This is a genomic window from Flexibacter flexilis DSM 6793 (assembly GCF_900112255.1).
Taxonomy (GTDB): domain Bacteria; phylum Bacteroidota; class Bacteroidia; order Cytophagales; family Flexibacteraceae; genus Flexibacter; species Flexibacter flexilis.
Map to the genome: position 1 here is coordinate 207745 of NZ_FOLE01000005.1, position 24076 is coordinate 231820.

Annotated in this window: 15 protein-coding genes; 10 read left to right on the top strand and 5 right to left on the bottom strand. The window is 44.5% G+C overall.

The features are described 5' to 3' along the window. Positions 1-27 precede the first annotated feature (27 nt). From BM090_RS10050 to BM090_RS10095, 10 genes are all read left to right on the top strand, one after another. A complete protein-coding gene (locus BM090_RS10050; protein WP_091511843.1) occupies positions 28-756 on the top strand; it encodes an MlaE family ABC transporter permease in 729 nt (242 codons plus the stop codon). Positions 757-778: 22 nt separating this feature from the next. Next, positions 779-1543 (top strand): ABC transporter ATP-binding protein, encoded by a 765-nt coding sequence (locus tag BM090_RS10055; RefSeq protein ID WP_091511845.1) that lies wholly within the window; start codon positions 779-781, stop codon positions 1541-1543. A 39-nt stretch (positions 1544-1582) separates the two neighbouring features. Continuing rightward, entirely contained in the window at positions 1583-2206 is a 624-nt protein-coding gene (rsmG, locus tag BM090_RS10060) for a 16S rRNA (guanine(527)-N(7))-methyltransferase RsmG (protein WP_091511848.1), read from the top strand. Between the two features lie 48 nt (positions 2207-2254). Further along, the gene (locus BM090_RS10065; RefSeq protein ID WP_091511852.1) at positions 2255-3736 is read left to right on the top strand and encodes a M20/M25/M40 family metallo-hydrolase; all 1482 of its coding nucleotides are present in this window, start codon (positions 2255-2257) and stop codon (positions 3734-3736) included. A gap of 228 nt (positions 3737-3964) precedes the next feature. Then, on the top strand, positions 3965-6781 hold the full coding sequence (locus BM090_RS10070) for a TonB-dependent receptor (RefSeq protein WP_177199901.1): 2817 nt from the start codon (positions 3965-3967) through the stop codon (positions 6779-6781). Between the two features lie 38 nt (positions 6782-6819). Beyond that, positions 6820-7854, top strand: a complete 1035-nt coding sequence (locus BM090_RS10075; protein ID WP_091511860.1) for a PorV/PorQ family protein — start codon at positions 6820-6822, stop codon at positions 7852-7854. Positions 7855-7884: 30 nt separating this feature from the next. Continuing rightward, positions 7885-9105, top strand: a complete 1221-nt coding sequence (locus BM090_RS10080; RefSeq protein WP_091511863.1) for an NHL repeat-containing protein — start codon at positions 7885-7887, stop codon at positions 9103-9105. A gap of 149 nt (positions 9106-9254) precedes the next feature. Continuing rightward, complete coding sequence (locus tag BM090_RS10085; protein WP_091511866.1) at positions 9255-10463, top strand: thioredoxin family protein; 1209 nt, start codon at positions 9255-9257, stop codon at positions 10461-10463. 122 nt (positions 10464-10585) lie between these two features. Then, positions 10586-12553, top strand: a complete 1968-nt coding sequence (gene asnB / locus BM090_RS10090; protein WP_091511870.1) for an asparagine synthase (glutamine-hydrolyzing) — start codon at positions 10586-10588, stop codon at positions 12551-12553. 93 nt (positions 12554-12646) lie between these two features. Beyond that, a complete protein-coding gene (locus BM090_RS10095; RefSeq protein ID WP_091511873.1) occupies positions 12647-13888 on the top strand; it encodes a competence/damage-inducible protein A in 1242 nt (413 codons plus the stop codon). A gap of 130 nt (positions 13889-14018) precedes the next feature. On the opposite strand, the gene BM090_RS10100 is transcribed toward BM090_RS10095, so the two are convergent. From BM090_RS10100 to BM090_RS10120, 5 genes are all read right to left on the bottom strand, one after another. Further along, positions 14019-16592, bottom strand: coding sequence for a KAP family P-loop NTPase fold protein (locus tag BM090_RS10100; protein ID WP_177199902.1), 2574 nt, complete (start codon positions 16590-16592; stop codon positions 14019-14021). 155 nt (positions 16593-16747) lie between these two features. Next, positions 16748-17887: a DNA polymerase III subunit delta' gene (holB, locus tag BM090_RS10105; protein WP_091511879.1), complete on the bottom strand. Its 1140-nt coding sequence runs from the start codon at positions 17885-17887 to the stop codon at positions 16748-16750. A 48-nt stretch (positions 17888-17935) separates the two neighbouring features. Further along, positions 17936-18991 (bottom strand): sensor histidine kinase, encoded by a 1056-nt coding sequence (locus BM090_RS10110; RefSeq protein ID WP_091511881.1) that lies wholly within the window; start codon positions 18989-18991, stop codon positions 17936-17938. A gap of 99 nt (positions 18992-19090) precedes the next feature. Continuing rightward, positions 19091-22795, bottom strand: coding sequence for an AAA family ATPase (locus BM090_RS10115; protein WP_091511884.1), 3705 nt, complete (start codon positions 22793-22795; stop codon positions 19091-19093). Positions 22796-22801: 6 nt separating this feature from the next. After that, complete coding sequence (locus tag BM090_RS10120; protein WP_091511887.1) at positions 22802-24049, bottom strand: exonuclease SbcCD subunit D C-terminal domain-containing protein; 1248 nt, start codon at positions 24047-24049, stop codon at positions 22802-22804. Between the last annotated feature and the right edge of the window lie 27 nt (positions 24050-24076).

The following is a 24076-nucleotide window of genomic DNA, read 5'->3' on the forward strand; positions in this document are numbered from 1 at the left end:
TATTTTGTTTATTGTACCTTCAAAAACATGACCAGCTTAGGGCATTATTTTATTTTTTTGGGAAGTCTTTTTCGCAACCGTGAGCCGTTGCGCGTGTATCCCAAACTCATCCTCGACGAGATGGTAACCATTGGCACAGAATCTTTTGTGTTGGTAGCCATCGTATCGAGTTTTATCGGGGCGGTTACTGCCGTCCAAACGGCACATAATATGGTGAGTCCGCTTATTCCTAACTACGTGATTGGCACTATCGTGCGCGACATGACTTTGTTGGAACTGGCCACGACCTTTACTTGCGTGATTCTTTCGGGCAAAGTGGGTTCGAGCATTGCGGGCGGTTTGGGCACGATGCGCATTACAGAACAAATTGACGCACTGGAAGTTATGGGCGTAAATTCAGCTTCTTATTTGGTTTTGCCAAAAGTAATTGCGGCTTTGATTACTTTCCCGATGTTGGTGGTAATGGCTGGATTTTTGTCCCTGATGGGCGGTTATTTGGCGGGTACGTTATCGGGTTTGCTTACCGAAACCGAGTATATTTATGGTATTCGCTCCACGTTCGATCCCTACAACATTACTTTTGCACTTATCAAAAGTTTTGTTTTTGCCTTCCTAATTTCCTCTATATCAGCCTATAAAGGTTATTTTACGCGCGGTGGAGCTTTGGAAGTAGGACGTGCCAGTACGGAAGCTGTAACAAATAGCTGTATTGCTGTGTTATTAGCCGACTACGCATTGGCTCAACTGCTACTGTAAGCCTTTAATTAGAGTTAGAAAAATGATTGAAATAAAAAATATAAAAAAGTCGTTCAACGGCAAAACCGTACTTGATGGCATTTCTGGCCGTTTCGAGAACGGAAACAATAGCCTTATCATTGGTTCGAGCGGTACGGGCAAAAGCGTTTTGCTCAAATGTATCGTGGGGCTTATCAAACCCGACGAAGGCCAAATTCTGTACGATGGCCGCGACCTTATCAACGGCACGATTCAGGAACGCAAAGCCATTCGCCGCGAAATCGGAATGTTATTTCAAGGAAGTGCGCTTTTCGACTCCAAAACCGTAGAAGAAAACGTACGTTTTCCGCTGGACATGATGACGGAAATGACACCAGAAGAAAAAGCCGACCGCGTACATTTTTGTCTCAAACGTGTAGGCTTGGAAGCTGCCGCCACCAAAAAACCATCAGAAATTAGTGGTGGTATGCAAAAACGTGTGGGCATTGCGCGGGCTATCGTCCTGAATCCCAAGTATTTGTTTTGCGACGAACCGAACTCTGGCCTCGACCCGCAAACTTCCATCAAAATCGACGAACTAATTTCTGAAATTACGGACGAATACAAAATGACGACCATCGTCGTAACCCACGACATGAACTCGGTGGTAGGCATCGGCGAATACATCATGTTCTTGTATCAAGGCCGCAAAGTGTGGGAAGGCGATAATCAGTCTATTCTGAACAGTGATGTTACTTCGCTGCAAGACTTTATTTTTGCCAGCAAAATGATGCGCAGCATGAAAACACTCCACGACAAAGGCTTTTAATTCTTTAGTATTTAAAAATAACAAAACACAATATAACACTTGGAAATTCTACTCAAATATTTTCCTGAGCTAACGGCAGCGCAGCAAGCGCAATTTGCTCGTTTGCAGCCTCTTTACGAAGAATGGAATAGCAAAATCAATGTTATTTCTCGCAAAGACATGGAGCATTTTTACGAACGCCACGTATTGCATTCGTTGGGCATAGCCAAAGTAATGGACTTTAAAGAAGATACCCACGTATTAGACTTAGGCACGGGCGGCGGCTTTCCAGGTATTCCGCTCGCGATTATGTATCCGAAAGTACAATTTCATTTGGTAGATTCTATTGGCAAAAAAATTACGGTGGTGCAAGCCATAGCCGAAGCCCTCGCCCTGCCCAACGTAAAAGCAGAGCAAGCACGTGTGGAAAGTTTGCGCGATCATTATGACTTTGTGGTGAGCCGTGCCGTAGCTCCCATGACGGATTTGCAACGCTGGACGCACAATAAATTCAACAAACATTACAATAATAAGCTCAAAAACGGCATTATTTGTTTGAAAGGTGGCGACCTTGCCGAAGAGTTGGCCGCTACGGGCAAAAAATCTCGTGTATTTCCGCTTAATTCTTTTTTTGAAGAAGAATTTTTTGAAACGAAAAAAGTGGTCTATATGGCCATGATTTAGTTTTTAACAACGATTGTGCGCTATTCAACTTCAATTCCCTAACCGTTTATGCTTCCACTACGCAATTTCACGCTGGCTTGTGCTTGCTTGGCGGCTACCACTTTTTCGAGTGTGGCACTGCAAGCCCAAAACGCCAAAAATTTAGAAGCTGTATTTCAAAGAATTAACACAGAAATCAATACACATGCCGAAGGTTACGAGCAACTCCAAAAAGCAACGAGCACCATTGGCCACCGCCTGAGCGGCACAGAAAATGGCGCAAAAGCCGAACAATTCGTGTACGACCTTCTCAAAAGTTATGGCCTGAGCAACGTACATTTTGAATCGTTCCAAATGAAAACGTGGCAACGCGACACAATGGACTTGGAAATTGTGCCTGAAGACAGCGACAATTTTGAGCCATTCAAGGCCGTAGCCCTTGCCCATTCGCCCATTAGTGCCGATGTGAGTGCGGCTATCGTGGACGTTGGCAATGGACTTGCCGTTGATTTTGAGAAAGTTGGAACAAAAGTAAAAGGCAAAACCGCTTTGTGTAACATTGGTTTAGATGCCAGTGCGGCAGCGGGTGCTGTCAATTTGCATCGTTCCGAAAAAGTGGCGTTGGCGATTAAAAGCGGCGCGATAGCCGTCATTATGGTCAATCAAGCACCTGGCGATATTTTACTTACGGGAACGGCTTCGGTTACGGGCGAACTTATCCCGATTCCCGCCGTGTGCGTGTCGGCCAACAGCGGCAAAGCCATTCGTCAGTGGATGAAAGAAGAAAAGCTAATTGCGTCCGTGCAAATGACCAACCATTTCCAGACCGTAACCGCACGCAACGTAGTGGCGACACTCAAAGGCGAAACGCGCGAAAAAATCGTAGTGGGCGGCCACCTCGACTGCTGGGACTTAGCAACGGGTGCGATAGACAACGGCATCGGCAGTTTTTCGGTGTTGGAAATTGCTCGCACGCTCAAAGCCCTGAAAATAAAACCAAAACGCAGCATTGAATTTGTATTTTTTATGGGAGAAGAACAAGGTTTGCACGGCTCAGAAAGCTATGTAGCCGCCTTACACAAACGCCCAAAAAAATTAGCCAAAATCAAATACATGATGAATATCGACATGGCAGGCAACGCCATTGGTTTTGATGCGGGAGGCCGCGACGAAGCCCTAAAATTCTTTGAAACGACAGGCAAACTCATTGCCGCAACGGATACGGCGTTCCAGAATCGCGTGAGCAGTGGCGCAGGGCTGCACAGCGACCACCAAGCCTTTATGCTCGAAGGTATCCCGACCGCCTCGCCGATTGCCAATCTTCCGCGCAGCATTTATAATTGCTATCATGCTGATTGTGATGACTTTAAATTGGTAGAAAAAAAACACATCAACAATACGGCAAAGTTTGCGTCCATGATGTTGTACGCGTTGGCCAATGCAAAAGATTTGCCAGCCTCGCGCCAAACAGAAGCCGAAATCGGAGCATTTCTTACAAAAAATAAACTCCGCGAAAAGCTTGAAATACACGGACAATGGCGTTGGAAATAATTTAATTAAAAATTCCATCCTTTTTGCCTTTAGGTATCTGAAAAGATATTTAAAGGCATTTTTATTTGAAATCAACTTATTAGGATTCATTACCAAAAAAAATAAAGTTGGCTTAACTTAGAATCCGATGGAAAGCACTAATTTTGTCGAGTTTAGCGCAATCGTTCTCTTTCGCCATTTTTGAAAGGAATAATGAAAGATGCGTTTGTTATTTTTATCAATGATTTTATGACAAAATACCTACATTACTTCACCTACTTACTGTTGTTGTTGTGTGCGCCTGTTTGGGGATTGGCACAGAATGGCACGCTCAAAGGGACAGTTAAAGACAAAACAACCAAAGAGCCTCTTATCGGGGCAACCATTTTTATCGTCGGCACGTACAAAGGTGCAGCCACCGACTTCGACGGTAATTATGAAATAAAAGACATCAAACACGGCGACTATACGGTAAAAGTTTCGTTTGTGGGCTATACCGAAAAGCTCTACAACGGTATTCGTATTACCAAAGACCAAACGACGCAACTCAACATTGAGCTAAGCGAACAAGGCAAAACGCTTGACGCTGTGGAAGTTGTGGGCGAGAAAAACGTCGTAGATTTGGAAAGTGGCAAAAGCGAAGTTCGTATCACTTCTGCCGACATCAAAGAAATGAACGTGCGCAACGTGCAAGGCGTTGTGGCCATGCAAGCGGGTGTTTCGCAGTCGCCAGACGGTCTGCAAATTCGCGGCGGTCGTGTCTATGAAACCCAATTCGTAGTGGACGGCGTAAACGCGCAAGATCCATTGGCGGGTACGGGTTTCGGTACGGAAGTTTCCAGCGGTTCGGTACAAGATTTGGCCGTGATTACGGGCGGTTCGGATGCCGAATACAACGGCACTTCAGGTATTATCGTTACCAAAATCAAAGAAGGCGGCGACCAACTCAAAGTATATGGCAACTGGCAACGCGACAATTTAGGTTTCAATAAAATGAAAGGCAGTGCTTGGAATACTGACATTGCGGAATTAGCGATTGGTGGTCCAGTGCCTTTCACCAACAAAAAGCTTAAATTCTTTACCAGCCTTAACGTAGGCCTAAGCGACCAATATTATCGCCTTACAGCCAATCAGTTAAAAAGTTCTATCCTGCCAGATAGTACATTATTCTCGCCGCGCCAAGACAACAAATGGTCGCATACACTCAAGTTGAGCTACGAGATTGCCAGAGGTTCTAAAATCTCGTTTACCAACCAACACAGTATTTTGGTAAACCAAAACTCACGCACCCTGCAAGTAGTTGGTTTTAGTAATATCATGGCTCCAGGTTTGCAATACGGCTTTGCCAATAGCCTCGACAACGCCACTACTTACACGCACCGCAGCAATTTGAGCGTTTTGAATTTTCAACAATTGCTCAATAAAAATTTAACGCTTGATGTGGCCGTAGGTCGTTTGTTTACTAACCTTCGCGCCGATGCCAATGGCCGTGCGTTCCGCGACGAAACAATCAACAAAATTTATGACCCTGCCTCTATCGTTACAAACCCTGTGGTAGTTTATAACCCAGGTTCAGATACTTCATTCGTTCTTCCTGGCGACGGGCTTTACAACAACGGCGGTATTTCTACCGTGTGGCACGATCACTATGTAAATGAGCTTACACTTAAATACAAATTCAATTATTTTTCGCCAAACAAACGCCATTTCGTAACCTTCGGCCAAGAGCACAAACACCAAGATTTGCAATGGGCAGACGTGAGCAGCCCTTGGGTGGGTGCGCCTATCAAATTGCCTGATGGTACTTACATTGCTTCGCGCAGCATCGGTACGAGCAGCGATTTGTGGCACGTAAAACCATCGTCGGGCGGTTTCTTCGTACAAGACGAAATTCGTTACAAAGGTATTTCGGCAGTAATCGGTACGCGTTTGGAATATTGGGCACCTGGCAAATTTGCAGATGATGCCGTAGATAATCCAGATGCCCTTGTACTTCAGTCGGTTAGAGATGATTACAAAAAGCAAACGACTAAACTTTTCGGCTTGCGTTGGAAAGCGCGTTTGCTACCAAAATTGCGCGTTTCGTTCCCTGTAACCGAAAACAATGTATTGTATTTCAATTACGGTCACTCAATGCGTTTGCCGCACCCTCGCTTCGTGTATGCGGGTCTTGATCCTAAATACCAATCGCGTTCGGCTCTCTCGGATTTGGGTAACCCGAACCTGAACCCAGAAGTAGCCGTGTCTTACGAATTGGGTATCAAATCACAAATCACACGCGATTTTGGCGTTACGTTTACGGCCTTCTACAAAGATTATTTCGATTTTATCGTAAATAGAACCCTTACTTTCACGGGCGACCCTACGCGCCGCGCCTTTGCCATCAACCAAGATTACGCGCGTATCAGAGGTTTAGAAGTAATGTTAAACTACCGTTTGAACAAAAACTTGCGTGCTACTTTCAACGCGGCTTATCAAGTGGCCACGGGCAAATCGAACACGGCAGCAGAATCTCGTTTACAAATCGAGAAAAACGGTTCGGTAAACACGACCAAAGAACAATATTTGGCTTGGGACAGACCTTTCGACCTCAAAGGTTCATTGATTTATACGCCAGATACTTCAGCAATATTTTTCGGTGTGCCGCTCAAAGGTTTCCGTTTCTTCTTGAGTGCAACTTACAAATCTGGTTTGCGCTACACGCCTCAACGTTTTGCTGGCTACGATTTGCAAGGTCGTCCGAAATATGAATCTATTGACACAGACCCTTATAGCAAAATTGGTAGCGCATGGTTCTGGAGTGATTTGAAAATTACACGTGATTTCCGTTTTGGCAAAAAACAATTTATTTCGCTTTCTGTGGAAATTAATAACATTTTCAATAACAAAAACGCACAGATTATCAACCCAGTAACAGGCACAGCATACAGCTACGGCGACGCATTGCCATACACGCAACGCGACCCAGTTTATGCCAACCCACAAAGCAGCGGTTTGCCTCCAACCAACCCTGCGCGTTATATGCAGCCTCGCCAAATTTTGTACGGTGTGAGCTTCTCATTCTAAGGGCTGATTCATTGATTTAACAGAAGATTTTACACGAAATGAACTATAAAATTTTAACACTTTCGGTTTGTTTGTCGCTGGGAACAATAGCGGCAAGTCAGGCACAAATTTTTCCAAATTTGGGTGGCCAACGTGCTGGTATTTCGGGGCTTACGTTTCTGAAAAACGACTTAAATCCGCGTTCTGTGGGTATGTCGGGGGCAAGTGCAGCCATCAACGGCGACGCATACAGCATTTACAACAACCCTGCCGCAGCCGTCGATTTGAAAGCAACTTCGTTTGCCGTGTCGGGCTTGCGCTATGGCGCGGGCATTACGCATTCGCTGGCTTCAGGTATTATTGCTCAAAATGAATACAACGCCTTTTTGGTGTCGGCTAATGTACTGAGTTCGGGAGCAATGGACGTGCGCACCGAATTTCAACCCGACGGAACTGGCGAGAAATTTTATGCCACCAACACTGCGTTAGGTTTTGGTTATGCGCGTGCGCTTTCCCAGATGTTTAGCTTCGGGATTTACGGAAAATATATTCATGAGCAATTGGCCGAATACAAAGCCAATACCATCGCCGTGGACATGGGTTTCATGTATCGCACCGACTACAAGGACTTGCGCTTCTCAGCAGTATTACAACACTTTGGTTCTGATTCTAAATTGGCAGGAAGTACCTTGCCCAACAGCTACAACCGCAACGGTGTTTCGTTGGAATCGTACCCAGCACCAACGCTTTTCAAGATGGGAGTTTCGATGCGTCCTTACCAAGATGGTGCGCATTCTTTGCTTACATCTGTGCAACTCAATCACCCGAACGACAACGCCGAAAACATCCGTTTGGGCGTAGAATATTCGTGGAATGATCTATTTTTTGCACGCACTGGCGCGAAAATCAACGTAAAAGGCGAAAAATGGCCTAGTTTTGGCGTAGGTTACCGTCAGCGTGTGGGTTATCATTTGTTGCGCATTGATTACGGTGCCAACCCTACGGATTACTTGGGCTTTATGCACAGCGTGGGTGTTTCGTTTACGCTTGGCAAACCAGCCACCGACCCCACTCCTGCCCCAGCAGCACAATAATTTGACCAAACAATTTTGATTTAGAAGAAGATGAATTTTATAAAAAATAAATATTTGGCTTTGCTAATGGGCGGTTCGATGGCTGCGCTTTCGGCTTGTGATGGCTTTTTTGGCAAAAAAACAGACCTTTCGTTCATTGACATTCCCGACCAAAGTGCCAGCCGCGTGGCGTATGTGCCTGTTTTGCCTGAAATAAAAGGCTTTACGCGTCCTGTGCAAGTGGCTACGGGTTTCGACAACCTGATTTATGTGGTCGATTCGGCGCAGGCTATCGTGGCTTTCGATGAGGCAGGCAACCAAGTAGGCCGTTTTACGGGCGTGCCTAACGTTACTTATGTAACCCAAGACCGCCGTTTGGATTTGTTGGCTATTGGCCGATTCGATACCGTGATTAACGGGCAAAGCTATTCGCTTAGCTCCATCTATCGTATTGATATGAAGAAAAGCGGAGAGAATAATAATACGGTTTTAGACCTGAATACGGCTCGTATTACGCGCCAAATTCGTCACCCGTTTTACTATAACAAAAGCTCTCCTACCAACCCAACGTATTTGAATGGTGTTAGCTTGAATGGCATTGCGGTTTTGTACGACAATCGTTATTACGTTACGCGCACGGGTTCGGATAACAATCCGCAAAAAATCGGAGGGCCAGACGATGCCGTTTTGTTGTTTGACAAAAATGATAATTTCGTTTCGCCAATTTCGATGCAAGGATTGGGCGGTTCGAGTGTAACCAACTTCTTTACTTCGCCTTTCGACATCACGACGCTGGCCAAACCGCCACAGTCTTACTCACTGCCGAGCGGTACGAAAGAAGATTTTATCGTTACGTCTCTGGACACGAGCCGCACGCTACAAGTGCAATACATTGAGGTAAATGCCACCGAAAACGGAACGGATTATTCGGTTAAATACTTCGATTATGGCGATACGACCAAAGCAAGTGGATTCTTCTATATGCCCAAACGCTTTAGCAAACCGTATGGCGTAACCTATAGCGGCGACAGCAAAAACTATATTTTTGTAATAGACCGCGACAGCTTGTACCAATTCACGAACACGGGTTACGAAGGTGTACCGTTTGGTACTTACACTAAGTTGCAAAAAGTGTCATTTGGTGGGACGGGCAACAGCGTGTTACAGTTCCGTCATGCCAAGTCGGTGGCGTATTTTAACAGAACTTTATACGTAGCCGACGCGGGCAATGGCCGTTTGTTGCGCTTTAAGCTCAGCGACGATTATCGCTAATTCGGATTAAATTTTCTATAAAAAAGCTGTGCTTACTACCAAAAATGTAATCACAGCTTTTTTATTTGCAAAAGTGTAATATTGGCTATTTGTTTTTGCGATTATCGTACATATATTTGAGTTTATTTTTATTACAAATTGCACTCAAGATGATTCAAGAAACATTAAGAAAAGGTTTTGTATTAGGAGCAGGTTTATTGCTGAGTATCAGCAGTTTTGCTCAAAAAGGCATTGCGTTTGAAACAGGTACGTTTGCACAAGTGCTAGAAAAGTCTAAGCAAACAGGCAAGCCCATTTTCATGGACGCTTATACGACTTGGTGCGGCCCGTGCAAAGCCATGGCCAGAAGCGTATTTACCAATGACACGGTGGCCGCTTATTACAACAAAAACTTTGTGTGCTATAAATCGGACATGGAAAAAGGCGAAGGCCTTGATCTTGCTAAAAAGTACGAAGTACGCGCATACCCGAACTTACTGTACATCAGCGCAGAAGGAAATATTTTGCACCGTGTGGCAGGTTTTCGTAATGCCTCAGATTTTGTAAAACTCGGCCAAACGGCACTGAATCCAGATGCGCGTTTTGAAGCCATTAAGAAGCAATATGAGGCCGCTTCTAACGAAGCCGCCAAAGCAAGTGCTTATATGTTGGCTTTGGCAGATGCTGCTCTTCCTTACGAAAAAGTTTCGGAAAACTACTTTAATAGCATTACCGAAACAGAATTCACGACACCAAGCAACTGGGAGATTATCAAGAACTTGGAAGAAAATTTAAATTCAAAAGTATTCCAGTATTTTATCAAAAACAGAGATAAATACGCCAGCTTGTACGGCAAAGAATCAGTAGAAAAACGCATCAATCAAGTGTATTTGCAAGCTTTGGAGCGTACCGTAGAACGCACTCCCGAAGCTTACGACAAATTATTTGCTGAATATTCTGCGCTGAATCTTGCCAAAGATAAAGAAACAGATATGACCCTAATTCAGCTCGAATTAGTAGTGCTAAAACACAAACAGAATTGGGCTAAATACGACGAAGTAGCGAGCAATTTGGTAAGTAAATACATTTCTAAAAATGCTTATGCACTCAATAGTATCGCTTGGGACGCATACGAACACATTAGTGATGCGAAAGTAATGGCGAAAGCCGAACAATGGGCAGCATCTTCTTGCAAAATTTCACCAGAATATGCCAATTTGGACACTTATGCTTGCATTCTATTCAAAAATGGTAAATCTGCACTAGCAAAGAAAACAGCACAAGAAGCCATCGCTAAAGGCAAAAAAGCAGGCGAAGACACAGCTGAAACAGAGGCATTATTAGCCAAAATTAATGACAAACTAAAAGTTAAAAAATAATACAAACTCCCCAAAAGAACCACAGTTAATATATCTCAAGGCTGTGGTTCTTTTTTTGAAAACAAGCTCTCCAAATTTGTAATTAATTACATCACACACATTTACACTACCAATACTTCTTTATGTGCGGAATTTCAGGTATTGCCCATTATAACGGACTGGCTGTCCCAACAGAAGCAATACAAACACTTACAAATGCCATTGCTCATCGCGGGCCGAACGGACAAGGCATTTGGTTTAACAACAACAACACTATTGCTTTAGGGCACAGACGATTAGCTATTTTAGACCTTAGTGAGGCTGGCTCACAGCCCATGACCACAGCGGAGCAACGTTTTCATATTGTATTCAATGGCGAAGTTTTTAATTTCATAGAAATAAGAGAAGAGCTTAATAAAAAATATAATCTTGAATTTGTAACAGACTCGGACACAGAGGTAATACTTCGTGCCTATGAGGTGTGGGGCAAAGAAATGCTACACCGCTTCAACGGTATGTGGGCTTTGGCTATTTACGACACACACACCGACGAGCTTTTCTTGGCACGCGACCGCTTCGGCATCAAACCTTTGTATTATAGCTTTGAAAATCAAGAATTTATCTGGGCATCAGAAGTACAAGCCATCGCCAAACTTCAACCAAGCATCAGCCCTTGCAAAGAGGCCGTAGAAAATTTGGCCAAAGGTGGTTTTGATGCGCATGGCTCAGGCAAGACATATTTAGAAAAAATCTATACCTTACCCGCAGGCCATTGCATCAAGCTTGATCCACAAGGCCAAATGACCATCGAACAATGGTATTTTTTGCGTCAGGTTCACGTACCTGCCACTTTGGAGGCGCAAGCACTGCACTTACGCGAACTTATTTTTGATGCCTGCAAATTGCGCTTGCGCAGCGATGTACCCGTAGCTACGTGCCTTTCGGGGGGCGTGGACAGTGGCAGTATTACGGCAGTCATCAATCAACTCAATACCGCCAGCGGGACTTTAGATGCACAATACGCCCAAAATTACAAGCACATCGGTTTTTGTGCCAGTTTTGAAGGCACGCCGTTAGATGAAAAAGACCAAGCCTTGCGCCTGACCGAAACACTCGATTTGAGCTTAGAAGTATGCAATGTTACCGAACCTACTATTGCCGAGTTAGAAGAAGCCATGCACTCTTGCGATGGTCCCATGCATGCACTGGCCTTTTTCCCTATCTGGAAACTCTACAAACATATTCGTAGCAAAGGCATTACCGTAACCCTCGATGGGCAAGGCCCCGACGAAATGCTTGGTGGCTATCAGCCTATACACGAAGCTCTTAGCACTGCCCTTGCCCAACATGATTGGCATTGGTTTGATGAAATAATCGAGGCCTATCAGCATCAGGGCGAAAGCAAGCAAGTTAGCTCAAAGCGCAACGTCAAGAAAGCGAAACAACGCATTTTGCGCCAGCATTTCCGACAAATACTGCTTTGGCCGCGCCTACAAGCAGGCAAGATTCTGCGCAATATGGGCATTTTGAAAGTACAAGATCTGGCCGAAAATAATTTATCTAACGTACTAAAACCTGCCATAGACCGACCTGCGTTTATTAGCACACCCATAGACAAATCACTTTTTAACCAATTTTTTTTCAATCCGTTGCCTGCTATTTTGCAGCAATACGACCGCTGCTCTATGGCGCACGGTATCGAATGCCGTATGCCGTTTATGGATTATAGAATTGTGGAATTTATCTTTTCGCTTCCTGCTCAATCCAAAATCGGCAAAGGTTATACAAAACTCGTACTGCGCGAAGCCATGAACGGCATTTTGCCTGACTTCATTCGCCTGAATCGTACTAAAATCGGGTTTAATGCCCCTATCGTGGATTGGTTCAGAGGCGGCCTTAAAGATTGGATGCTCTCGCAAATGAGTACGTCGTCTTTCCTTGCCAATCCGTATTTTGATGGCAAAGACCTAAAGCAACGTTTTGAAGATTTCGTGGCCACCGACAACCAATCTTGGGCGGAAGCGTGGGCGTTTTGGCCAGCCGTACACCTGAACTGGTGGCTACAGCAGCAACCCAATTTCAAGCCGCAAGAAGTGCTTGCAAAGCCATAAAATATTTGTAGGTTTGGGCGTGCCAAATGTCATAACATTGGCATTTGGCACGCAAATCAAAAACAACATATTGATTACCAAACATCAAGCTACATGAAAAGTATCTTTGCAGAAATAATCACCATCGGCGACGAGATTCTTCTCGGACAAATCACCGATACCAATTCGCAATGGATGAGTGCCAGCTTGGCGGCTATTGGCGTGCGTGTGGTACACCGGACTGCCGTCGGAGACGATGCCCAACACATTGTCCAAGCCTTGCGCCTTGCAGAGCAACGCGCCGATGTAATCCTGATTACGGGCGGACTCGGCCCCACCAAAGACGATATTACCAAGAAAACACTGGCCGAATATTTTGGCGATACACTCCTGCTCAACCCACAAGCCGAAGCCGATTTGGCCGCACTCATGGCCAGCAGAGGCCGCACCCTCAACGAACTGACACGCCTACAATCTATGTTGCCGTCGCGGGTGATTTACGTCAAAAATCCCGTAGGAACAGCCCCAGCCATGTGGTTTGCCGAACACGGAAAAGTGTTTGTTTCGATGCCGGGCGTGCCTTACGAGATGAAACAAATCATGAATACGGGCGTGTTGCCGAAGCTCAAAGAAACCTTCCAACTCCCTGCCATTCAACACAAAATAGTTCGGACGATCGCCTACGCGGAGTCGGCCATCGCCCAGAAAATAGAAACGTGGGAAGATGCCCTGCCGCCCTACCTGAAACTGGCCTATTTGCCATCGGCGGGCGCAGTAAAACTCCGCCTAACGGGTACGGGAGCAGATGCGCAAGTTTTAGAAACGGAAATGCAGGCGCAAATAGACGCGCTTTTGCCGCTACTCGAACAGCACGCCTACGCCGCCGACGATGTGGAAATAGAAGAAGCCGTAGGGCGTTTGCTCAAACAAAAAGGCCTGACGCTGGCCGCCGCCGAAAGCTGCACAGGCGGACAGTTTGCCACCATGATTACGAATGTGGCGGGCAGTAGCAGTTATTTCAAAGGGAGTTTTGTGTGCTATGTCACAGAGCTGAAAAGCAGTGTTTTGGGAATAAAACCCGAAGTAATACAGGCGCACGGCGTAGTGAGCGAGCAGGTAGTAAAAGAAATGGCCGAAAATGCACGTCGCCTTGCCCAAACGGATATTGGTGTAGCCTGTACGGGGATTGCGGGACCTGCCACGCCCCACGACGAAGCCCCCGTCGGGACTATCTGGATTGCCTACGCCGACCAGCACCGCACCATTACCAAAAAATTGCAACTCACTGCCGAGCGCGGCCTTAACCGCCACCTGACGGCCATGTCTATGCTCAACCTGATACGTTTGTCGGTGTAAATAGCTGTTTTTATTATTTACAACTATCTTTTTTAGCCAAACCTTATAGGTTTTGAAAACCTATAAGGTTTAAAATCATGCAGACCTTTTTTTATTCATTCGGATAAATTATTGCTTAATAAAATAGGAATTATTCTGTATCTAAATAAGTCGCGTGATTTTTGAGAATTTGATTAGTAGGAATAGTATCAAATCTAAATGCAATAGGTTCAAAATTATTTGCTTTTATCGCATTATAAAATTTTTCAAACTCTTCTATATATTTCCACCCTTTATCTTTTTGAGCAAAAATCCTTGATAAGAATTCTTCTTCATGTATTACTCCATCATATCCACAATTCCCATAATTATAAAAAATAGTACCAGCATGTTTTCTATTTTTTTCAATAGAATCTAAGATAAAATTGTCAAGATTTTTATTGATAATATAATCCTGTAAGATTTTCTTGGCAGGCTCATAAATAACTTTCGTGTTAGTTTCATTATAATAAAAACAAGAATAAAACAACGATACAATTGTATCATCATGACGCTTATGCTCTGCTACACTTTCTAAGTATCTTTGCAGATGTTTGACTATTATATTTAACAATTCTTCTTTAGAAAAAATATCTTTTTCAATAAGTAAAAAATATTTATATTTAAAAATATGCCGAATATAACCAGATTCTACAATACCATCATATTCTGTATTACTAAATATTTCTAAAAATAAATCTTTTAATTTATCAATATTATTACTTTTTGCGTATTTGTAGAGTATATTATTTATATTATCATACTCCCATATTTTACTAAAACCATCGTTATTTTTTCGTGCAATTAATAAAACAGCACGAATTATCTTTTCTAAATCATCAATGTTTTGGATATTATCTATAATTTCAAAATATTCACAAAGAGTATTGTGAGCTATACGTCCATACTTATTTAATAAATCTTCTATATTCTGCAAATAAATATCAACAGAAAAATCTCTCATTTTATTTACTTCAAATATTGATTCTCCTTTTAATACTCGATACCCAAAGTATCTATGAAATTTACTTGGATATATAATAGAATTAGGATTATAGTTAAATATTATGTGCGTTTCATTTTTACTGAATAATTCTTTAAATATTGCATACGCAACAATATCATATCTATTATTTTCTTGTAATTTAATTGAATAATATGGACGGCCATTACTATCATTATCTTCTTTTAAATGCTCTGATATATTCCAAAAAATACTTTTATATAAAACAATATCTTTCATACGCAAAAATTCAATAAATATAAATTCTTTTAAATTAACATCATTGTAAATATTCGCTATATTTAATGATATACTATTGACAACTCTTGTAACATCTCTAAGTGAATTTAGATATTGCTTAAGCTTACTTCTAATATTTATATTTTTAGATAAAATCAATAAATCATTCTCAATATAATATTCATTATAACTAAAACTATGTTTTAATTTTTCAAAAAAAACATTTACCAACACATCTCTCTCATACGCGGGCAAATTAATTTCTAATTGAAATATTTTTTCGAGGTATTGAGCGGCACCATGAAAATCACTTTTTTCTAAAGCATTGACGATATAATCGCGGTCGTAGGCCACCACAAAAAAGGTATTTTGGAAGTTGGCGGTATTGCGAATCAGGCGCAATACTTCCACGATTTCGGCTTTGTCGAGCCTGTCCAAATCGTCTATAAAAATCATGATTTTGCGGCCAATACGCGCTATGGAATCGTTGATGCGCTCGTGTAGCTGTTGCGTGGACTCAAAGCCCGTAAAAGCCGCCGACACACTTTGTATGATTTGGGTGGTGGGATTGTCTTTGAGCTTTACCAATTGGTTGGCGTAATTGGTCAGCAAAGAGGCTGTTTGGTCGTGGTATTGGCTCATTTCGGCCTGCAAAGTCTGGAAAAAATCCTGCACAATGGCTTGCGGTGTTTGGCTGTTCCAAGCCGCAAAATCCAAGAGTATATAATTCTCTTTTTTAAGCTCGGTTCTGAGCAAATTCATAAACGAGGTTTTGCCCGAACCCCATTGCCCATGTACGCCGATGGCAATGGCGCGTTTGGAGGCCGTCGTAACGTGTATTTTCTGGGCAATTTGCTGAGCATAAGTACCATAGCCCAACGTATCGCCTCCATCTTCCAGCGGCAAATCATCTAAAATCGGCGCGACATTCGGAAACTGATTAGGTAATGTAGGAATATGATTTCTTCTAATTTTTTTATTTATTTTACGGCGTATAAATCTATAATAGACATAAATTACATGTAAAGATTTGTTTAAAAATGTTTTTATATTTTTAAACAGTAAAATTATTTTTACACCCAAAAATGATTGATAATTATACGACAATATCCATAAAAGCACTTGTAACCACAACACGCCAGCCAGCGCATCAGCGTATTTAATGTTTTCGGCAAAAGTAAAATGTTGAAATTTCCAAACTGTTCCGTCCAAGCGATAATACACATAAAAACACAGCAACACCAAAGCCACAAAGCTCTGACGGTCGGAAGGAACATAGCGGCGAACAACCCGCGATACCAACACACCAGTAGCCAGCAAGATTACCCCGATAAAAATAAAATCGTTGGTTGCAGACGACTGCACTAACATCAATACATTGTTTACCAGTATGTTATTGATTTGTTTTTCCCAAAAAAGGTGAAAAATAATGGCGGCGGCCACCGCGCCCAAAAGTAGGCCGTAGCGTTGTAGTAGGTTTTTCATAAAAATAGAATGAGATACAAAAAGCAATATATCATTTCTGGCACAGAAACGCAAAGGAATATTATTGTGGTCTGTGAAGACACAGACCACAAACACAATACCACCTAAAAACGCTATTCTTTTCGCTGCTTGACGGCCTCCAAACAGCCCATCATTTTCAGAGAAGTGTCCAAGTACACGATTTTGGCGGCGGCGTTGCGCTCTATATGAAAACAAGCATCGGAAAGCAAACGCACCATTTCTTGTACGTTGTCGTCGGCCACGAAAGGCGAAAAATTACGGATAAATTCAGCTTCCGCTTCGGGCAAACGTATCAGCGCATCGCCTGCCAAACGCCAAACCAACGCTTCGCGCACCAAATGCAACGCGTACAAGAAAAATGATTTTTGGCCTTCGCGCCCCAACTTCTGAAACTCGTCGGTTTGCTCGACTACCTGCTGAATACGACGACCATAACACAGCCTTACCCAGTCCCGAAACGCCACAAAATGGTCGGAAGTCGGTTCGTTGAGCAGCCGCAAAGCCCTTTGCATACTGCCTTCCGACAGCGCGGCCAACTGCTGGGCTTGCGTATGGCTTGCACCTGCTTTTTGTTCCAAATACACGGCAATTTCGTCGTTGTCGAAAGGCCGCACGCCCACAATTTGGGTGCGCGACAAAATCGTGGCCATGAGTTTTTCGCGGCTGTTGCTGGCCAACAAAAACAAGGTTTTTTCGGGTGGTTCTTCCAAAATCTTCAGAATGGCATTAGAAGCCTGCATATTCATTAGTTCTGGTAACCAAATGATTAGGACTTTATATGGCGACTCGTAAGCCTTCAGCGAGAGCACGCGTACAATGTTGCGACTTTCTTCTACCCCAATATTTAATTGCTTATTTTCTGCCCCAAAAAAGCTCGCCCAGTCCTGCATATTGCCGTAAGGCTGCTCGGCCACGAAGCGGCGAAAATCGGCCAAGAATTTCTCGGAAGTTACGTCTTTGGTTATTTTGGCTGTGCCCGCCACTGGAAACACCAAATGCAAGTCTGGGTGTACGAGTTTGGCGTATTTCTGGCACGAAGCACACACGCCGCAAGCGTCCTGCGGCTGGCGGTTTTGGCAATTCAGGTACGTGGCATAAGCCAACGCCAACGGCAAAACGGGCGTTCCTTCTGCTCCCACAAACAACTGCGCATGCGCCACTTGCCCACGCGAAATGGCTTGCGTAAGCGTTTGTTTCAAATCCTCAAAACCTGTTATTTGCTCAAAAAGCATATTTTTTACAGATAAATTTTTTTTGCTAAAAAATTGAAAATGTGCGGTTTATTGCAATTTTGTCGGGATTTGCAGTTTTGCCAATACTACGCCTTCTTTTTCTTGCAAAATATCAAACGTTGCCTGACGCACGCCGTAAATAAGCTCCAAACGTTGGCGCGTGTTCAGTATCCCGAAGCCCGTCGAGTTGGAGTCGGGTTGCCCCAAATTCCCCGAATTGCGTATCTCTATCACCAACATATTTTTATCCGTGTAAGTGGTCAGGTCAATGAAACCGTCGCTTACTTGCTTGGAAACGCCATGTTTAATGGCATTTTCTACGATGGTTTGTATCATCATGGGCGGTACTTGCACGCCCAACGTGCCCTCGTCGATGTGTGTGGCCACGCACATACGCTCCTCATAGCGCAATTTTTCAAGATTTAGGTAGTCGTTTACGGTGCGTAATTCTTCGCCCAGCGTAACAGTTTTGGCGCGGTCGGCCAGCAACGAATTACGCAAAATATTAGACATTTGGGTAATGGCGGTTTTGGCACGATTGGGGTCTTCGTCCACCAAAGACCGAATTCCATTGAGCGCATTAAACATAAAATGCGGATTAAGTTGTGAGCGTAACTTATTGAGTTCAAAGTCTTTAATAGCACCTTCCCATTTCAAGCGTTCTATTTCTTCTTGTTTATAATTTCTAAAAAAATACATAGAAAAATACGCCAACGACCACAGCAAAAATATCAGTGAAGCATTGGACATGGCCACAAAAATAATATTCCATTGAAAGTCTAATTGCTCACTAATCCCGATAACGCGTTCAGAAATTGAAGACAGTGTAACATACGCCGCCCCCATCACGATATTGGCTATCAGCACTTGCGGAATGAGGCGTATTAACGGCAATTTTACCCAATTCCAATATTTGACCACCGCCCGAAACAAGTGCGTAATCACAAATCCAAAAACGCACATTAGCAAAATAGACACCAATTCGCGCAATCCAAAATGGAGGCTATCGCCCAAAACATACATATAATAAGTGGCCACAATCAGGCCATACGCGCCCCAGCCGCCTGCCTGACTTATCCAATACGCTCTATCTTTTGACATCATATTTTTTCTGCGAATCAATGGGCAAAGCTAAGGGAAAAACGCTGCCATTGCGCTAAATTCTTGATAAAAGCCCGCAATTTGCAATGTTAAGGCCGTATTTTAGTACGAAAGCACCTCTACGCGGCTTCTGCCGTTGCGCTGCTTGGAGACGTGTATGCGCGTGGGGAAGCGTTCGGTAAGCTCCTGCACGTGCGAAATAATACCCACTTTTCGCCCCTGATTGTGCAAACGTTCCAGCGCGTCCACCGCCACAGCCAACGTAACGGGGTCGAGCGAACCAAAACCCTCGTCTATAAACAACGACTCCACTTTCATGCGATTGGACGAGAGCGAAGCCAGCCCCAACGCCAAAGCCAACGACACCAAAAACGACTCGCCACCCGACAACGAATGCACCGAACGCACCTCGTCGCCCATGTCTTGGTCGTGTACCTGCAAGCCCAAAGCCTCTTTCGTGCGCGAAAGTCTGTAACGGCTCGTCAGTTCATTCAGGTGCACATTGGCGTAGCCCAGCAAAATATCCAGTGTATATTCTTGGGCAATTTGTCGGAAGCGTTTACCGTCTGCACTCCCCAACAAGCTGTTAAGTTTTGCCCATTTTTCGGATACAATCATCTGGTTATCAATTTTTTGCCTCAAATCACCTGCGCGTTTTTCGGCTTCTTCGTTTTGGCGCAAAAGCAATTCGGTTTCTGTGCGTTGGGTCTGTACTTGCCCGATTTCTGCCACTTTTTCCGCATGTAACACTTGGAGTTCTTCTTCTGTGTATGCGGTGTTTTTGGCTTGCAAATGCTTTTCCTGTTGCTGCTGGCGTTCGGTCAGGACGGTTTGGGCATCGCGCAACTGCTCACTGGCCTGCTGCTGGCGTTGGCGCGTCTGCTGCTGCCATTGCTCGGAATGTCCCAGCAACTCGGCCAATTTTTCGGCATTCATTTCAGTTGTATTTTTGGACTGATAATCAGCGCACCAGCCCGTAATTTGAGTTTCGAGGTCGGCAATTTCGGCCACGATTTGCGCCTGTTGCTGCTGCCAATTGTGCGTATTTTGGTCGGCTTGCACCTGCTCCAAATGCGCCGCATCGTAGCGGTTTTGGGCTTGCTCCCAAGCGGTTTTGGCTTGGCTCACGCGCTGCCGCAAATCGGCTTCCACTTGTGCCACAGGCTGCCCACCAAACAAATTTTGGCGTTGTTCTAGTGCATCAGATAGTTTTTTCTGGCACTTAAACGTATGCGTTACGGCCTCGTTGTATTTTTTGGCTATGCTTTCGGTGTTGAGTTTGTATTGCGTTAGCTCAAATTCTTGCTGTTCAAGTTGTTTTTCCAAGTCTTCTACTTCTCGCTTGGCATCTTTCCATTTTTTGGCAAATTGTTTTATTTGCTCAATAAAATTTGTAGGATTTTGAATAAAATTATCAAACCAAGTTTCCGACACAAAATATTTTGATAAAGCTCTTTGTATGCCTTCTATTTCTTCCTCAAAACCCGCAATTTTTTCGGTTGCATTATTGATTTGTAGATTCAAATTTTCGATTTCACTCTCTACGTTTTGCGCTCTTAATTGTGTGGTTTGTAATTGCTTTTCGGTTTGCCTCAAATCCTCTTTTGCTTGCGTTAATTTTTCTTGTTTTTCTAAGAAAAATTGTAGCTGATTTTCTATTTTTTCCAAATCTGAACTGACGACAAGTGTTTGGGTTTGCCAGTAGTTTTCCGAAAGGTCAGCTTCTTGCACGGCCAAGGCTTGCGCCAGCGGCAGCCACTGCGTTTGAAGTTGTACCGCTTCTTGTTCCAATGTCGCAAGACGCGTTTGTAGGCTTTCTTGTTCGGGGACAAGGGTTTTGAGTCGTGCTTCGCAATCGGCCTTTTGTTGTTGCAAATTCAGCACAGCCGTTTTGCATTTTTTCAACTCAACTTCCAATGTATCAAATATTTGCAAAACTACGGGACTACTTTCCGCGTAAGGATGATGCACGCTTCCGCACACAAGGCAAGGCGTGCCGTCGGTCAGGTGTGCGCGTAACTGCTCAGTGGTGGGGCTGGCGGCAAGGCGTGCCGCTTCCAAAATCTTTTGGGCTTGCGCTTCGGCGGCTTGCGCTTGCTCGTAGGCTGGCATCGTGGCGGCCAACTGCTTTTGTGCTTGGGCAATTGCCTGCGCATTTTCGGCTACTTTGTCGGCTATTTCTTGTTTATTTTTCTGGAAAGAATAACGTTTTTGCCAAATATTTTCCGCCTTAATCAACAATTCTTTGGTTTGATTTTTGGCTTTCTCTTCCGCTTTTAATTGCTGAAAATCAATATTTTTAACCTGTTTTTCTAACGCATTTATTTCTTTTTGTTTTTCCTTAATTTCGGATTCATATTTTTGTATTTCTGCTTGTAATTGTGATAAATTAGGTACATTTTCTAAGTTTTTTTTCAGCCTTAATAATTCATTATTTTGCGTGATTTGTTGCTGGTGTAGTTTGCCCACCTGTTCCAATTTGGACGTAATAAGTCCGTCGTTATCGGCTACATTTTCGCGGTTTTTATTCCCCACAATCCACGCATTTTTTTCTTCTATTTTTTGCAGCATCATTTTTACTTTTTCTTCTGCTGCCGCAATGGTTTTTGCGTTATTTTCTTGCTCCGTAAGCAATGTTTCTTGGGCTGCTTTGGCTTGCGAAAGCGTATTTTCGTGTTCGGTGAGCAGCGCATCCAAAGCGCGTGCTTCGCCAAGTGGCTCGGCGGCAGCCTGCTGTTCCTTTTGCGCTTGGGTATAATGCGCTTGCGCGGCTTGCTGCTGTGTTTGGAGGGCTTGCGCTTGCGCGGCCAACGTCGCGGCTTTGCTTTGCGCTTGACTTAACGCTTGGCCGATTCGTTCGGCTTGTTGGTTGGCTTTCAGGCGATTATCCAAAAGCGGCTTGGCCGTTTGTACCGATTCCACCAACGCCAAAAGTTGCGTTTCGGAGGCCATCGCCTGCCATTGCGCCTGCGCCAATTCGAGTTTTTGGGTGGCTTGCGTCAAACCGTTTTCGAGTTCGTGGGCGGTTTTGTACCAAATTTGTTGGCTTTCAAGCTGTGTTTTTTGCTGTTCCAGTTCTTTTATTTGCGCCAAAAGCTGCGTTTTTTGCGCCTCCAACACCTGTTTTTGCTCCGAATCCAGCAACTGGATTTCTTGGCTGCGGGCTTTAAGTAGGTCTAATTGGTCACTATGTTGCGTATGATGTTTATATATTTTGATAGAAACCTGCGAATAAATATCCGTACCCGTGAGCTTTTCGAGCAACGCGGATTTCTCGTCTTTGTCCGCCTTCAGGAAAGCCGTAAAATCGCCCTGCGCCAACAGTACCGAGCGCGTAAATTGCTCAAAACTAAGGCCTACCAGTTGTTCGATTCGCTTTTGTGTTTCTTTCTTTTTTTCGGGAAAATGCACGCCATCGGCCAAGTTGGTAAGCAACATGGTATCGGCTTGCAACGTCCCCGTTTTGGCACGGCGAGCCGCCCAACGCGCCCTGTATTGGCCGCCTTCTACGCCCACAAAATCCACTTCCGCAAAACATTCGCTTGTGCCTTTGCGCAAAATATTGCGTGCGTCGCCTTGCCCAGTGCCGTCAGGCAATGTTACGCCTGTTTCGCGGGCTTTGTCGTGGCGCGGCGTTTTGCCGAACAGTGCCAGGCACAGCGCATCCAATATCGTGGATTTGCCCGCGCCCGTCTGTCCCGTAATGGCAAAAATGCCCGCTGATTGTAGCGGTTCTTGCGTAAAATCTATGGTGGTTGTGCCTTCCAAAGAGGCCAAATTGTGGAGGCGAATGGCGAGTATTTTCATGGTGTGTTAGGCTTGGGTTTCGTTAATTTCTCTGCAAACTTGCTCAAAAAGTTCGGCGATTTCGGCAGGCGGCAACTGGTCGTATTGTTTCTGATACACTTTTTCAAAAAGGATGTGCGGTTGCAAATTCTTTAGCTCATCAAAACTACTGATTGCCAGATTGTTTTGTTCGGAAATACTTTGAGTACGGGCATCAATTCGCGCCAATCGCACGGCTTTATTTTCCAAAACGGTTTCTATTTTGTGGCGTAAAGCAGGTTCTGGCGCATCCAAACGCACGCGTATTTCCAAGTACGGCAACGCCGTATTTTCGTCTGTTTTTTCGGGCAAATCGGCCAATTTTTCCAACACATCGGCCAGTGGCTCATATTGCTGCGGCACGCGTTTTAGTTCCACCAACACAGGTATTTCGAGCGGCTCAATGCGCGTGCATTTTTCCCCGTCCAGCTCCAGTATTACGACCTGATGTTTGTAATTTATTTCGGAAAAAGACATAGGCAAAGGGCTTCCCGAATAACGTACATTGTCGCGGCCAGCCACTTTTTGGGCTTTGTGGATATGGCCTAATGCCGTGTAAGCCAGTCCCGTATCAAAGGCGGCGGCGGAAACACATTCCACGCCTCCCATGATGAGCCGTTCGCTTTTGTCGTCGGTAAGTACCTGCGCGTCAGCCGTATGCAAATGTCCCATCGCCACAATGGCCTGCCCAGACGCGCGGCGCGAAAGCGCAAATTGATAGGCTTGCGTATATACGTCGGCCACGTCGGCGGCGTAGTCAGTGGATTTGGTGGAATGGCTCGGATAGTCGCCCACACGCAAATACGGCACAGCCAAACACCAAGCCTGCGTGCGGCGGCTGCGGTCTTGCAAAGGAATCAGGAGTTTATCAAAATCAATATGGCCGTCAGCATCGCGCACCACGTGCCCCACAATACTTGTGCGGAAGCGCGACAAAAGCGCGTGCGGAGCTTGCAATCGTGAAGCCGAATCGTGATTTCCTGCCGTGATGACTATCTGTAAATCAGGATTTTGAAGCGTACATTTATCCAGAAAATCATAAAAAAGCCCCATCGCCACCGCCGACGGATTGGCCACGTCGAACACATCGCCACTGACCAAGAGCACGTCCACGCCCTGCGCCTCAATGGTTGCCGTGAGCCATTGCAAAAAATGTGCGTGTTCGGCGGTACGGTCATAATCGTAAAACATCTGGCCTATGTGCCAGTCGGCAGTGTGGAGTATTTTTAGCGGCATTTTTTTTAGAATTAATCTTATAATTTA